Source organism: Pseudomonas sp. Tav-5-1A, assembly GCF_055755055.1.
Window position 1 is genome coordinate 2462687 of record NZ_CM146901.1, and the last position, 13854, is coordinate 2476540.

Consider the following 13854-nt stretch of genomic DNA (forward strand, 5'->3'; position numbering starts at 1 on the left):
ATCGTGCCCGCAGCGGCGCGCTTGAATACTTTTTGACCTGACTGGACAGGTGTCAGCCCCGCAGCCACAGTCATGGGTACCCGGCCCATGGAGTGTGTGCATGCCCACCACCACGCGCACGCTGTTGCGTGACTACCGTTTCTGGCTGTTGCTGCTATTGGCCACGGCCGTGCGGTGCTGGCAGCGGCCGCTGTCGGGCGATGAGGGCTACAGCCTGCTGCTCAGCCAGATGAGCCTGGACGATATCGTGCACTGGACAGCGCTGGATGCCCATCCGCCGCTGTACTACTTCCTGCTGCACGGCTGGTTGGAACTGGTGGGGCACAGCGTCGCGGGGGTCCGGCTGCTGAGTGTGCTGCCCGGCGTGGCCAGCGTGTTCGTCCAGGCCTGGCTGATGGATCTGCTGGCCGGCCGCCGGACGGCGTGGCTGGCGGGCCTGCTGTTGGCGGTGGCGCCGTTCCTGGTGCGCTACAGCCAGGACGTGCGCATGTACAGCTGGTTGGCCTTGTGGCTGTGGTCGGCGACCCTGGTGATGGTGTTGTGGCTGCGTTCGCCGGGGCGCTGGCCCCTGTTGCTGCTATACAGCGCACTGATGAGCGCCGCCTTGTACAGCCATTACTTCGCTGGCCTGGCCCTGGCCAGCCACTGGTGCTACCTGGCATGGCTGTGGCTGCGCCGCGGCCGGCGCGAGTTGATGGCGCCCCAGTGGTGGGCCGCTACCGGGCTCGTGGCGGTGCTGTTCGTGCCCTGGCTGCCCAGCCTGCAACAGCAACTGCAGCACACCGGCTGGACCCTGGGCTGGGTGCCGCCGGTCACGGCCGCCAGCCTGCCGGACCTGATCTGGACCTTTACCTTGCTCGGCGACGCCCACGCCTGGCCCACCCTGCTGTGGCTCGCCTGGCCGCTGGCGCTGCTGGCCGTGGCCATCGGGTTGCTGGTGCGGCGGCGCCAAGCCCTGGAGCCGGCGGCGCTGTTGGTGGCGAGCGTGCTGGTGCCGATCGTCCTGGTGCTGGCCGTGTCCTGGAAGGTGTCGATGTTCTACCCCCGCTACCTGATCTACCCGGCGGGTGCGTTGCCGCTGCTGCTGGCGCTGGCACTGGACCAGGCATTGGCGCGCCACAAGGCCTGGGCGGCGGCAGGGCTGGCGGTGCTCGCCGGCCTGTCGGCAGTGGGGCTCCACGCGTTGTTCACCGGCAACGATCGCGTCGAGAAGCTGCCGCGCGCCGACGAGCGCGTGCCCTTCGTGGCCCACTACCTGGGCGCTCGCCTGCAACCCGGCGACCTGGTGCTGACAGACAGCATCTACAGTTATGCCAGGGTGTTTTTCTACTTGCCGGAGGGGGTGGCCATGCAGGTACTGGCCGGGCCGCAGTTGCCGTTTGCCTACGGCTACTCGGGTTTGCTGTATCGCGATGGGGCGGCGGACCTCCTGCGTTCGCTGGCCGACGTGCCTACAGACGTCCACCGGTTGTGGTGGCTGGATTTCGCCCACGACGCTGCAGCCCTGGCCCCGTTCTCGAAGGGTGGCTGGCGGTTGGTGGATCACCTGCAGGGGCAGACCCCCGAAGTCTGGCTGTACCAGCGCGAGGCCCGGCCGTGAGCCTGGCACGGTTCGGCCTCGCGGGCCTGGCCAACACGTTGCTGGACGCGCTGTTGTTCAACCTGTTGAGCGCCGATTGGCTCGGGTTACCGGTGATCGCCGCAGCGGTGGTCGCTGGCAGCGTCGCCATGCTCAACGGCTTTGTCCTGCACCAGCGCTTCACGTTCCGGGTGGCCGGCACGCCCTGGCCGCGCAGGCTACTCTTCGTGGTGCTGACGGCCGCCAGTGTCTACGGGCTGCGGCCCTTGCTGATGGCCTGGGTGCTTGGGGCCGGCGAGGCCTGGGTGCGCTGGCTGCCGGTGGCGCCGGCCGGCCAGGCGTTGTTGCTGCGCAACCTGGCCTGGTTCATCGCTGTCGCCCTGGTGATGCTGTTCAACTACCTGGGCTACCGGCGATGGGTGTTTGTCGCCAGCGCCCGGGCGCCCGAGGGTTCACCGTGAACACACCCGTCGTCGACCTGTCCATCATCATCCCCACCTACAACGAGGCGATGCCGGTCGCGGGTGTGCCGCGCCTGGAGCGCAGCCTGGAGCAGCTCAGTGTTTACCTGGCGCGGCATGCCTCGCAACTGGCGGTGGACATCGTGGTGGTGGATGCGCGCAGCCCCGACGGCACGGCGCAGGTGGTGCTCGCCCACCCTGGCGTGCAACTGATCGACGCCGGCCCCAGGCCCGCCGGGCAGTTTACCAAAGGCCGCCAGGTGGCCCTGGGCATGCTGGGCGCCCGCGGCCAGTACCGACTGTTCATGGATGCCGACCTGGCCACCCCCTTGCACCACCTGCAGCAGGTGTTCGCCCTGATGGCCCGCAACGAGCCGCTGGGCATCGGCGTACGCCCGTTGGGCGTGACCCATCGCGGCGTGCGCCAGCACATCTCGCGCAGTGGCAATTACCTGGCCCAGTGGCTGCTGGTGCCGGGCATCGAGGACACCCAGTGCGGCTTCAAGGTGTTTCGCGCCGACGTGGCGCAGGCGTTGTTCAGCCGCCAGCGCATCGGCGGGTTCGGCTTCGACCTTGAGGTGCTGGCCCTGGCCCGGCAGTTGGGCTACCCCTGTACCGTGCTGCCGATCGACGATTGGCGCGACGTGAAGCAGGGCAGCAAGCTGGGCGGCGTTGCCATTGCCAAGGTGGCAGTGGGCGTCCTGGCAGACATCGCCCGCATCCGCTGGGCGCTGCACAGCGGGCTGTACGACGAGCCTGCCAGCGCGTGCCCGTGACGCCGCCTTGGGCAGCTGCTACGTGGCGGAGGGGCCGTTGCCGATCTGCCACACGAACGGCGGTTCGGTGCCGTTGATGGCCCAGTCACCGACGATGCGCGCCTTGTAGATGGTGGGGTTGTGCGAGGACACCGTGCGCGCGTTGCGCCAATGGCGGTCCAGGGACTTGCCGGTGCGCACGTCCGAGGCGCCCAGGGCGTCGAACAGCGTGGTGGTGGCGCGCTGGATCAGTTCGGTGACCGCGACCTGGGCGCGCGCCGATTCCAGCTCGGCGTCGACGTTGGCCTGGTGCTCGGCAGCCGCGTCGTTGCCGAAGCGTGCCAGGTAGGCGCGCTGTGCCGGCTGCGTGGCGCGCAAGGTAGCGGCTTCGGCGGCGTACACCCAGGCGGCGATTTCGCCCACCACCTGCTGCACTTGCGCATCCTGGCTGACCTGCGGCGCGTTGCCGTGGCTGTAGATGCGCCGGCGCTGGCTGACGCCCTGGCTCACGTCGCGCAGGGCGGCGCGGCCGATGCCTGACAGGGTGGCCAGCAGCACCAGTTGGTAGAACGCGGTCTGGTACTTGAAGCGGCTGGCGAAGTCGATCACGTGCTCGGCCTCCACCACCGCGTCCACAAAGCGCGAGCTGCCGCTGCCGGTGGTGCGCTGGCCGAAGCCATCCCAGTCGTCGGTCTGGACGATGCCCGGCTGGTTCGTGCGCACGGCGGCGATGACATCGGCGCCGGTGTCACTGCGGCGGGCGAACACGTCGATCCAGTCGGAAAACAGGCTGCCGGTGCTGTAGAACTTCTCGCCGTGGAGGCGCCATTGTTCGCCGTCGGGGCTGACTTGGGTGATCACGTCGCCGATGTTTACCGCGCCGATCTCGGTCCAGGCACAGCCGACGATATCGCCGGCCACGAAGCGCGCGAACCAGCGGTCGCGGGCCGGCGAGGGCGGGGCGTTGAGGCGGTCTTCGGCGAAGGCGAAGTGCCCGCGCAGGGCCTGGGGTACGTTGGCGTCGGCCTCGGCCAGTTCAATCAGCAGCTCGAACAGTTGCGGCAACGAGGCGCCGCCACCGCCGTACTCCACCGGCACGCGCACGGCGCCGAAACCGGCTTCCTTGAGCCAGCGAATCGGTTCGTGGGGCAGGGTGCGCTGCTGCTCGCGGGCTACGGCGCCTTCGGCGATGCGCGCGAAGATCGGCCGGAAGCGGGCGGCCAGGGCCTGGTAGTCGGTGCCGGTGGCCAGCGGGTTGATGATCTGATGGTCGGTCATGGCAAGGTTCTCTGGTTCGATACCAGCGCGTTGCAGGCATCGTGCCGCGTCGCACCGCCCCGTTTTCCGGGGCGATGCGCGTGCCAGGTGGCCTGGCGCTGTTGGCGTGGCAGCAGCGGATCAGCAAAGCGTGGGCCTGACGACACTGGACGGATGCGCCGCCCTGCACTGAACTGGTCGCAGGAACCGTTTTCTGAAGTGGAGCCTTCGATGCCGCAACCGCACGATACCGACCTTGCTGAAATGCCCATTGTCAGTGGCGCGCGCCTGGGCCGCCTGTTGCAGACCCTGGCCAGCCAGCCGCTGACGGCGCTGCAGGTGCTACTGTTCTACCTCGCCGCGCTGGGCCTGTACGTGCTGCCGCTGATCCTCGACAACGTGCTGTTCATCGACGACAACCTGCGGGAAATGCAGGCGGCCACCTGGTGGAAGCCCGAGGGCCGGCCGCTGGGTGACTACCTGTTCAACGCCGTAAGCTTCACCCCCGGCACCCCGGATTTCTTCCCGCTGTCGATGCTGCTGGCGATTTTGGTGATGGCCGTGGCCCTGGCCCACCTGGCGTTCCACTGGTTCCGGCGGCCCACCCTGAGCCACTGCTTGGTGTTGCTGCCGCTGTGGTACAACCCGTTCTACTTGCAGGAACTGTCGTACCAGTACGAATGCCTGACCCTGAGCCTGGGCGTGGCCCTGGTGGTGCTGGCCATCAGCTTCAGCCTGCGCGCGGCGGGGTGGCAGGTGCTGGTGCGCGGCGCCATGCTGGCGGCGGCCATGAGCCTGGACCAGCTGCCGCTGAACGTGTTCGTCGGCCTGGCCTGCGTGGACCTGCTTCGTCACACCACCATCCCCGCCACGTTCAGGGCGCTGCTGTGGGAGCCGCTGCAACACCTGGCCGTGCTGCTGGCCGGCGGCGTGTTCTATTACCTCACGGCCTACCAGTTGCTGATGAACGACCGCGGCGGCGTGGTGTGGCCGACGCTGCACGAGTGGGGCGTGCGCCTGGGCGCGCTGGCCGGCAAGGTCGGGCTGTTCATCACCCCGGCCAACGGCTGGGTGTTCGCCCTGCTGGCGCTGTGCGCCCTGGCCGGGCTTGGGCTGACGCTGGCGACGGCGCTGCGCACGCCGGTGCGCGCGGGGCTGAAAGCCGCGTACCTGGCCATCACCGCATTGGCGGCTGTGGGCGCGGTGCTGGCGGTGGGCGGGTTGCTGCTGGTGCTGTACGACTTCGGCAACAACTCCGACGCCCGTACCCTGGTGGGCGTGGCGCCGTTGCTGGTGGCGCTGCTGCTCCTGGCCCATGGCTTCATCGCGCGCCTGGCAGTGCGCTGGACCCTGGTGCTGGCGTTGCCGCTGGCGGTGTTCCTGTCTTTCGCCTACGTCTACGGGCAGTACCTGCGCGAGCAGAACGAGCTGCAGCAGTTCGTGCGCACGCTGGTGGTGACGGACATCTTCAACCACCCGCAGGTGAGCCAGGCCACCAGCATCAGCGTGCTGGAGGACAACAACAACGACATCAACAACGTCTTCGCCCGCGTGTGCGTGCAACGCATGCTGCCGGCACTGCGCTTTATCGCCGCCAACGACTACCAGTTCCTGCCCGAGCAGCTGCGCAAGTGGGGCGTGACCACCCTGGCCGATGAGTCGGTGGACCTCGCCACCCTGGGCGCGCCGGTGGTCAGCCGGCCGTTCTATGGCCTGTACGTGCTGGGGGACAAGGCCTACATCCGCTTCGCCGCGCGGGTGTCGCAGCCCGAATGCCCGGCGCTGGAGTGAACTGTTGGTGGGCCAACAGTGATTCAGCAATTGCATCCGGGCAGACAGCTGCTCGGATTGCCTTTGCATCCAACTGATTGAATTTCATAGGTTTTAATGTTTGGCACGGTTGCTGCTCCGGGTACTTCACCTTTGTCCCGAAGAGCGAACCGACATGAGCCATACCCCCGTGAAATTTGCCTACTGGGTGCCCAACGTCAGCGGCGGCCTGGTGGTGAGCAAGATTGCCCAGCGCACCAGCTGGGACATCGACTACAACCGCAAACTGGCGCAGCTGGCCGAGGCCGCCGGTTTCGAATACGGCCTCACCCAGATCCGCTTCACCGCCGGCTACGGCGCCGACAACCAGCACGAGTCGGTGGCGTTCAGCCACGCGCTGCTGGCGGCCACGCAAAAGCTGAAGGTGATCGCGGCGATTTTGCCTGGCCCGTGGCAGCCGGCGCTGGCCGCCAAGCAGCTGGCCACCATCGATCAGCTCACCGGTGGGCGCATCGCCGTGAACATCGTCAGCGGCTGGTTCAAGGGCGAGTTCACCGCCATCGGCGAGCCGTGGTTGGAGCACGACGAGCGCTACCGCCGTTCGGAAGAGTTCATCACCGCGCTGAAGGGCATCTGGACCCAGGACCATTTCACCTACCGCGGCGACTTCTACCGCTTCAACGACTACACCCTCAAGCCCAAGCCGCTGCAGCAGCCGCACCCGGAGATCTTCCAGGGCGGCAGTAGCCGGGCGGCGCGGGACATGGCGGCGCGGGTGTCGGACTGGTACTTCACCAATGGCAATACGGTGGAAGGCATCAAGGCCCAGGTCGACGACATTCGCGCCAAGGCGGCCGCCAACGGCCACTCGGTAAAGGTGGGCGTCAACGCCTTCGTCATCGCCCGCGACACCGAGGCCGAGGCCCGCGCGGTGCTGGCCGAGATCATCGACAAGGCCGACTTCGAGGCGGTCAGCGCCTTCGGTGCGGCGGCCAAGCAGGCCGGCAGCGCCTCGCCCGAAGGCGAGGGCAACTGGGCCAAGTCCAGCTACGAAGACCTGGTGCAGTACAACGACGGCTTCAAGACCAACCTCATCGGCACGCCGCGGCAGATCGCCGAGCGTATCGTCGCGCTGAAGGCGGTGGGCGTGGACCTGGTGCTGGCGGGGTTCCTGCACTTCCAGGAAGAGGTGGAGTATTTCGGCAAGCACGTGTTGCCGCTGGTGCGCGAGCTTGAAGCTTTGCGGGTGGCTGAGCCTGCCTGAGTAGCGGGGGGCGGAGACGCAGCCTTCGGCAGCTGCTACGGGGGCCCGTAGCAGCTGCCGAAGGCTGCGTCCTGCCACTGTCAGATTGAAAGCTGCAGTACCCGGTCCTGCTGGATGGTCTCGCCCGGCCGGCGCTTGTTCACCGCCAGTTCGCCGATCTTGATCAGCCGCGTGCGCGTGACGTTGCGGGTCAGGCCCAGCAGGTTGGCGGTGTGCACCTGGTTGTAGTGGCTGAACTTGTAGGCCGCGCGCAGCAGCGCATCCTCGACCTTCTCGTGCAGCGCCCCGGCCTGTTCGGCGAACAGCTTCTGGAAGGCCCGCTCCAGCAGTGCTTCGGCCGAGTCGTCGCAGGGCTGGCTGTCGTCCTGGCGCTCGATGCGCATGTGCGACAGGCGCAGGTCCTCGGGCTGGATCACGCCGTTGCGGCAGATCAGCAGGGTGTGGTGAATCACGTTCTCCAGCTCGCGGATGTTGCCCGGCCACTGGTAGGTGCGCAGCTTGAATTCGGCTTCCGGGCTCAGGGTCACGGTGCCGTAGCCCAGGCGCTGGCTGTAGGCGTTGATGAAGTGCCGGGTCAGCGGCAGGATGTCGCCGGGGCGGTCGCGCAGCGGGCTCAGGTCCATGCTCACCACGTCGAGGCGGTAGTACAGGTCTTCACGGAAGTGCCCGGCGTTGATCGCCCGCTCCAGCTGCACGTTGGTGGCTGCCAGCACGCGCACGTCGATGGGAATGGACTTGCGCGAGCCCAGGCGCACCACCTCGCGTTCCTGCAGCACCCGCAGCAGCTTCACCTGGATGGCCATGGGCAGGTCGCCGATCTCGTCGAGGAACAGCGTGCCGCCGTTGGCTTCCTCGAACCAGCCGGCCTTGGCCGCCAGGGCGCCGGTGAAGGCGCCTTTCTCGTGGCCGAACAGCTCGGCCTCCACCAGCGACTCCGAGAACGCCCCGCAGTTGACCGCCACGAACGGCCGGTTGCAACGGCCGCTGAGGTTGTGAATGTGGCGGGCCACCAGCTCCTTGCCCGTGCCGGTCTCGCCGATGATCAGCACGCTGGCCTCACTGGGGGCGATCTGTTGCAGGTGCGCCAGCAGGGCCCGCGACTTGGGGTCTTCGAACACTTGGGCGGTGGCGCGGATGGAAGTCGCGAGGGCGGGCGAGGGCGGCAAGGTCAATAGCTGCATGGGCTTCTCTAGGAATAAAAAGTGGGAATCGGCAGCGTCCGGTTCAGGGCCCAGTCGCCGAGTTCGTGAAGCTTGTAGTCGATAGGGTCGTGCAGGCTCTGGGTACGCAGGTTGCGCCAGTAGCGGTCCAGGCGCAGCGAGGCGTGGGTGGCGCGGGCACCGGTGGCTTCGAACAGGCGGCTGCAGATCTCCAGGCCGTGGCGGCTGGCGGCCACCTTGGCGGTGGCGATGGCCACGGCCAGGTGCCCGCGTTCGTCTGCGGTCAGCGCCGGGCCACGGGCCCAGGCCTGGTCCAGCAGGTGGGTGGCGCGCTCCACCAGCAGGCGCACCGACTCCAGCGCCACCCAGAACTCGCCGTAGTGGGCCAGCACGTAAGGGTCGTGGCGCGCCTCCTGGCTGCCGGACTTGAACCATGGCCTAGTCTCGTGCAGCGTGTAGTGCCGCGCTTCTTCCACCGCGCCCTCGGTGAGGCCGAGGAACATGTGGGTGAAGGTCAGCTGCGCGATCAGCGGCCGCAGGCAGGCGAACGGCGTGCTCAACGGGCCGGGGTCCAGCAGCAGCTCGGACTGCTCCACCCGCACCCGCTCGAAGCTGGCGCTGCCGCTGTCGGTCTGGCGCTGGCCGAAGTTGTCCCAGTCGTCGTGCAGGGTGATGCCGCTGCGGCTGCTGGGGATGGCGGCGATCAGCAGCTTGCCGCCCGCCGTCTCATCCACCGCCGAGGCAATCAGCATCTGCGAGTCGCTGGCGCCGGAGCAGAAGCTCTTCTTGCCGGAAAACTCGCACCAGCCGTTGAAGTGGCGCACCACGGTGCGGGTGTCCAGCGGGTTCAGGGCATTGCCCCAGAACCACTGCTGGCGGGCGGTCTGCTCGAACCAGGGCTGCCACTGCTCGGGGCGGGCGAACAGGCGCACGGTGGCCAGCATCAGGTGATGAAAGCCGAACACGTGGGCGATGGAACTGTCGACCCGCGCCAGCTCGCGCACCACGCCCAGGGTCTCGGTCCAGCTGGCGCCCTGGCCACCGAACGCCTGGGGAATGCTCATGGCCAGCAGGCCGCTGCGGCGCAGGGCGTCGCGCTCGGCCTTCGGCGTGCCGCCGCGCAGGTCACGCTCCACGGCGGTTTCGGCGAAGTCGGCGGCCAGGGCGCGGGCGATCTCCAGGGGCGTATTCAACTCGCTCATGGCGTGGCCTTGGCGGCGGGCAGCACGTCGTTGGCGATCATCTCGCCGAACGGCCCGGTGAGGTTGGTGATGCCGCGGCCGGCCAGGCTGGCGTAGGGCTCGGGCAGCAGCGGGAACACCAGCTCGGCGAAGCGGTAGGCCTCTTCCAGGTGCGGGTAGCCGGAGAAGATGAAGCTCTCGATGCCCAGGTCGGCGTATTCCTTGATGCGCGCGGCCACCTCTTCAGGGTTGCCCACCAGCGCAGTGCCGGCGCCACCGCGCACCAGGCCGACGCCGGCCCACAGGTTGGGGGCGATTTCCAGGCCGTCGCGGCGGCCACCGTGCAGCGCCGCCATGCGCCGCTGGCCTTCGGAGTCGAAGCGCGCGAACGACTGCTGGGCGGCGGCGATGGTGTCGTCGCTGATGTGTTCGATCAGGCGGTTGGCAGCGTCCCAGGCCTCTTCGCTGGTGGGGCGCACGATCACGTGCAGGCGGATGCCGAAGCGCACCTGGCGGCCATGGCGGGCGGCGCGTTCGCGAATGTCGGCGAGCTTGGCGGCCACCGCGGCCGGCGGTTCGCCCCAGGTCAGGTAGACGTCCACCTGCTCCGCGGCCAACGCGTGGGCGGCCTCGGAAGAACCACCGAAGTACAGCGGCGGGTAGGGCTTCTGCACCGGCGGGTAGAGGGCCTTGGCGTTCTGCACGTGCAAGTGCTTGCCTTCGAAATCCACGGCCTCGCCTTGCAGCACGCGGCGCCAGATGTGCAGGAATTCGTCGGTGACCTCGTAGCGTTCGGCGTGGGTCAGGAAGCTGCCGTCGCCACGGTTTTCGTCAGGGTCACCGCCGGTGACCACGTTGATCAGCAGGCGGCCGTTGGACAGCCGGTCGAGGGTGGCGGCCATGCGCGCCGACACCGTGGGCGAGATGATGCCCGGGCGGATCGCCACCAGGTAGCGCAGGCGTTCGGTGAGCGGCACCAGCGCCGAGGCGATCACCCAGGAGTCTTCGCACGAGCGGCCGGTGGGAATCAGCACGCCGTGGTAGCCCAGGTCGTCGGCGGCCTGGGCCACCTGCTTGAGGTAATTGAGGGTCACCGGGCGGGCGCCCTGGGTGGTGCCCAGGTAATGGCCGTCACCGTGGGTGGGCAGGAACCAGAAAACATCCATGTCAGGCCTCAGGCAATTTTCAGCAGGTGGTTGGACAGGCCGCCGAACAGCGGTGCGGCACGCTCGGCCGCCAGGCGAATGCGCGCCTGCAGCAGCTCGCTGGTGATCTGGTAGTTACTGAAGTCGGCCTCGGTGGCGTACACGCCGATCGGCAGGGTCAGCGCCTGGAAGAAGCTGAACAGCGGGCGCAGCTGGTGGTCGAGCACCAGCGCGTGGCGGTCGCTGCCGCCGGTGGCGGCCAGCAGCACCGGGGTGTCGATCAGGGCATTGAGGTCGACCAGGTCGAACAGGTGCTTGAGCAGGCCGGGGTAGGAGCCGCGGTACACCGGCGAGGCGACGATCAGCAGGTCGGCGTTTTCGATGGCGGCCAGGCTGGCTTCCACCTCGGCAGCGGCTTCCTGGCGCGACAGCGCGGCGCCCAGGGGGCGGGCGATGTCGGTGAGTTCGATGACCTGGGCCTGGATAGGCAGCAGCTCACCCAGTTGGGCGACGATGGCCTGGGTGAGCACCAGGGTGCGCGACGGGCGCCAGGTGCCCCCGGAGACGGCAACAACGTTCAATGGGCGTGACATGTGTATTCCTCAACAGTGGCTCAATGGACAGTGAAGGCTCCAGAGCAAGCACCGTACCAATCCCTGGAAGCCGCGCCCCGCCTGGGCTGGCGCGAAATGGCCGACCCCCGCCGGTGTCGCTGGTGCGACGTGCTGTGGAATGGCTGTTGCTGGGGCAACAGTGGCTGGCGCAACAGCGGCAGGTGCGGCAGCCACTGTTATAGAGGAAGCAGGCTTATGCCGTAAAAGACCAAGAAGTAATCCAAATAGATCACCAAAGAATATACCCCCCCGTTGCAGCGGCCGCAGGCCGCGTCCCCCCCCACCATCGAGGGCAAAAAATCCAATAGCCACTATTGAGAGCAGTGATTGTTCCTCCAAGGGCCCCCGGCAGTAACCTTTCCACATCGAATCAGCCACATGAAGCACCCCAGGGTGCAGGAGGCCCCCCATGAAAACCGCCCTCGCGTTCAGCCTTGCAGTCCTCACCGCCGCCCTCGCCGGTTGCGCCGACAACCACCCTGAAACTCGCGGCTACAGCGTCGAGGAACAGCATGAACTGGCGCTGGAAAACCTCAGCCGCCGCGGCCTGTCGTTCGACGAATACCAGCGTGAACGCGCCCGCATCGAACGCTCGCAGACCCGCGAAGTCATCGGCCAGCACGCCGTTGCCGGCAAAGGCCTGAGCGAAGGCTGATCAGGAATACCGCGGTGAGTGGTGCGGATATTTCTCCAGCCGCGCGCCTATCACCATCTCGCTGACCCACTGGGTCAGGATCGCGCTGTAGGCTTTCTGGTTGGCATCGGTGGACAGCGCGTGATCGGCGCCATCGACGATGCGATGGGTCATGGAATGCGCCCCCACGAACGCCGAGCGGTAACTCATCAGGGTCGTGTGCGGCACATAGTCGTCCTGCTCCGATTCCACCAGCAACACGTCCCCTTCGAATTCTGCGCACGCCGCCAGGGCGCGATTGTCCGCGGGCCCCAGGTTTTCACGCCGGTAGATCTGCAGGCCACTGCGGTCCAGGGCGTACTTGGGTACGTTCCATTCGTTGTCCCAGTACAGCGCCGGCACCCGTAGTGCCAGCCAGCGCACCGGGCGCAGGCGGGTGAGGATGGCGGCCAGGTAGCCGCCGTAGCTGCTGCCGATCACGGTGATGGCGCGGCTGTCCACCGCCGGGTGGCTGACCAGCAGGTCGTAGGCGGCCAACAGGTCTTCCAGGTTCTGCTCGCGGGTCACGCTTTCGCGCTGGCTGGCGGTTTTCTCGTGGCCGCGCAGGTCGAAGGTCAGGCACACGCAGCCAAGCCCGGTGATGTTCTTGGCCCGCGCCAGGTCGCGCTGCTGGCTGCCGCCCCAGCCGTGCACGAACAGAATCCCGGGGACCTTGCTGCCGGGGCTTAGTAGCGTGCCAGCGATGGTCTCGCCGCCTACCTGGATGTCGATGGGTTCGCTATGGACGCTCATAGTCGCGGATCCTTGCATATTTGCTCAGGCGGCCGAGTTCGGTGTCGTCGCCCTGGTAGAACAGGGTGGCGTCGGCCGGGATGGGGCTGTTGTCGAACACTTCATGGGTGGAGGCCTGCACGCAGGCCAGCGCCGGGTCGGCGGCGAAGGCCTGCAGCGCGAGGATTTCGGCGCTGCTGGCGCCACCCACCCGCCAGGATTGTTCCAGCACGCCGCTGCGCGGCCGGCCGCGATGGTCGAGGCCGCGGGCGACGTCGTAGTTGCGCCGCGAGGCGACGAAGCCGGGGAAGGCGTTGCGCGCGGCCTGTTCGTAGCGCCGCGCCTGGTCCACGGCCAGGCGGGTGTCATCGTCCAGCGGCAGGGCCAGCAGCTGCTCGTAGCCACCGCGCACTACCACCAGGTCCGAGCCGCCGTACACCAGCTCGCCGCGGTGGTCTTCGGTCAACTGCTGGGTGCCGTGGTACGAGGCGGTGATGCCCGCCACCTGCACCTGGCCGACGCTGTAGGTGCGTACCTCGGTGAGGTTCTGCTCCAGCACCAGGCCCCACAGGCGAATTTCTTCGTCGTCGAGGTGGTTGAGCACCGAGTCCAGCTCCTGGCTGTCACGGATAATGGTCTGCCCGCGCCCGGCGGTGGCGCGCACCGGCTTGAGCCGCAGCGGCGCCTCCTTGAGCAGGTGCGCCGCGGCTTTGCGGGCGTCCTCCAGGTCGAACACGGTGTGGCCGTCCAGCAGCGCGTCGCCAGCGTGCGCGGCAAAGGCGTCGGCCCAGCCGGTGGGCGCTGCACCGCCCTCGACGCGGGGGTGGGAAATGGCCTTGGTGATCATGAACGGCTGGCTGACCAGGCCGCCGAAGAAGTCGTCCACGCAGGTGATGCCGCAGCGCTGGCGCCAGGCCTGGGGGTCGATGAGGGTGTCGGCGGGCAGGTAGTAGAGCTCGTGCTCCGGCACGCCCTGGCGTTCGTCCTCAGCGAGGAACCGGGTGCCTAGCAGCGTGGCGATGCGCTTCGCCAGGCCCAGGTGCACGGCGCGTTCGTGGTCCGGCGTCGGCGTGGCGCCGGGCAGCAGGACAACCCCGGATTTGCGTGGCGTGCTGGGCATGGGCGGCTCCCGTGGAGTGGGGCGGGCGGTCTTTGCAGTGTTTGAATGGTGGGGTGGGGAGATAGTTCAGTTTGTGGGGCGGCGAGGGGAGGACGCAGCCTTTGGCAGCTGCTACGGGGAAGCGGTAGCAGCGGCCGCAGGCC

General features: G+C 67.9%; 13 protein-coding genes. 6 read left to right on the top strand and 7 right to left on the bottom strand.

Translation table 11 applies throughout. The features are described from left to right. The first annotated feature begins 100 nt into the window (after window positions 1-100). The 3 genes from AC0J42_RS11255 to AC0J42_RS11265 are packed head-to-tail and all read left to right on the top strand — an operon-like array spanning window position 101 to window position 2816. Window positions 101-1600 carry a glycosyltransferase family 39 protein gene (locus AC0J42_RS11255; protein ID WP_473006199.1) on the top strand — a complete coding sequence of 500 codons (1500 nt, stop codon included), beginning with the start codon at window positions 101-103 and terminating at the stop codon, window positions 1598-1600. Further along, window positions 1597-2040 (top strand): GtrA family protein, encoded by a 444-nt coding sequence (locus AC0J42_RS11260; RefSeq protein WP_416423638.1) that lies wholly within the window; start codon window positions 1597-1599, stop codon window positions 2038-2040. Before AC0J42_RS11255 ends, AC0J42_RS11260 begins: the two co-directional genes overlap by 4 nt. Beyond that, entirely contained in the window at window positions 2037-2816 is a 780-nt protein-coding gene (locus AC0J42_RS11265; protein WP_416423639.1) for a glycosyltransferase, read from the top strand. The genes AC0J42_RS11260 and AC0J42_RS11265 overlap by 4 nt, the downstream gene beginning before the upstream one ends. Window positions 2817-2834: 18 nt before the next feature. Here the strand turns inward: AC0J42_RS11265 and AC0J42_RS11270 are convergent, their stop codons facing one another. Beyond that, window positions 2835-4073 (bottom strand): acyl-CoA dehydrogenase family protein, encoded by a 1239-nt coding sequence (locus AC0J42_RS11270; RefSeq protein ID WP_473006200.1) that lies wholly within the window; start codon window positions 4071-4073, stop codon window positions 2835-2837. Between the two features lie 210 nt (window positions 4074-4283). Between AC0J42_RS11270 and AC0J42_RS11275 the strand changes: the two genes are divergently transcribed. Together AC0J42_RS11275 and sfnG are read left to right on the top strand one after the other, a co-directional pair. Continuing rightward, window positions 4284-5843, top strand: a complete 1560-nt coding sequence (locus AC0J42_RS11275; protein ID WP_473006201.1) for a glucosyltransferase domain-containing protein — start codon at window positions 4284-4286, stop codon at window positions 5841-5843. Between the two features lie 154 nt (window positions 5844-5997). Beyond that, on the top strand, window positions 5998-7086 hold the full coding sequence (gene sfnG / locus AC0J42_RS11280; protein ID WP_416423642.1) for a dimethylsulfone monooxygenase SfnG: 1089 nt from the start codon (window positions 5998-6000) through the stop codon (window positions 7084-7086). A gap of 80 nt (window positions 7087-7166) precedes the next feature. Here the strand turns inward: sfnG and AC0J42_RS11285 are convergent, their stop codons facing one another. The 4 genes from AC0J42_RS11285 to msuE are packed head-to-tail and all read right to left on the bottom strand — an operon-like array spanning window position 7167 to window position 11165. Then, entirely contained in the window at window positions 7167-8267 is a 1101-nt protein-coding gene (locus tag AC0J42_RS11285) for a sigma-54 interaction domain-containing protein (protein WP_416423643.1), read from the bottom strand. 8 nt (window positions 8268-8275) lie between these two features. Continuing rightward, window positions 8276-9448, bottom strand: a complete 1173-nt coding sequence (locus tag AC0J42_RS11290) for an acyl-CoA dehydrogenase family protein (RefSeq protein WP_473006202.1) — start codon at window positions 9446-9448, stop codon at window positions 8276-8278. Next, window positions 9445-10593 (bottom strand): FMNH2-dependent alkanesulfonate monooxygenase, encoded by a 1149-nt coding sequence (ssuD, locus tag AC0J42_RS11295; RefSeq protein ID WP_416423645.1) that lies wholly within the window; start codon window positions 10591-10593, stop codon window positions 9445-9447. Before ssuD ends, AC0J42_RS11290 begins: the two co-directional genes overlap by 4 nt. A gap of 8 nt (window positions 10594-10601) precedes the next feature. Continuing rightward, window positions 10602-11165 carry an FMN reductase gene (msuE, locus tag AC0J42_RS11300; protein ID WP_473006203.1) on the bottom strand — a complete coding sequence of 188 codons (564 nt, stop codon included), beginning with the start codon at window positions 11163-11165 and terminating at the stop codon, window positions 10602-10604. Between the two features lie 430 nt (window positions 11166-11595). Here msuE and AC0J42_RS11305 point away from each other — a divergent pair, with 430 nt between their 5' ends. Beyond that, entirely contained in the window at window positions 11596-11841 is a 246-nt protein-coding gene (locus tag AC0J42_RS11305) for a hypothetical protein (protein WP_416423647.1), read from the top strand. On the opposite strand, the gene AC0J42_RS11310 is transcribed toward AC0J42_RS11305, so the two are convergent. Together AC0J42_RS11310 and AC0J42_RS11315 are read right to left on the bottom strand one after the other, a co-directional pair. Beyond that, a complete protein-coding gene (locus AC0J42_RS11310) occupies window positions 11842-12612 on the bottom strand; it encodes an alpha/beta hydrolase family protein (RefSeq protein WP_416423648.1) in 771 nt (256 codons plus the stop codon). Beyond that, window positions 12599-13711 (bottom strand): DUF3182 family protein, encoded by a 1113-nt coding sequence (locus tag AC0J42_RS11315; protein ID WP_473006204.1) that lies wholly within the window; start codon window positions 13709-13711, stop codon window positions 12599-12601. The genes AC0J42_RS11310 and AC0J42_RS11315 overlap by 14 nt, the downstream gene beginning before the upstream one ends. Between the last annotated feature and the right edge of the window lie 143 nt (window positions 13712-13854).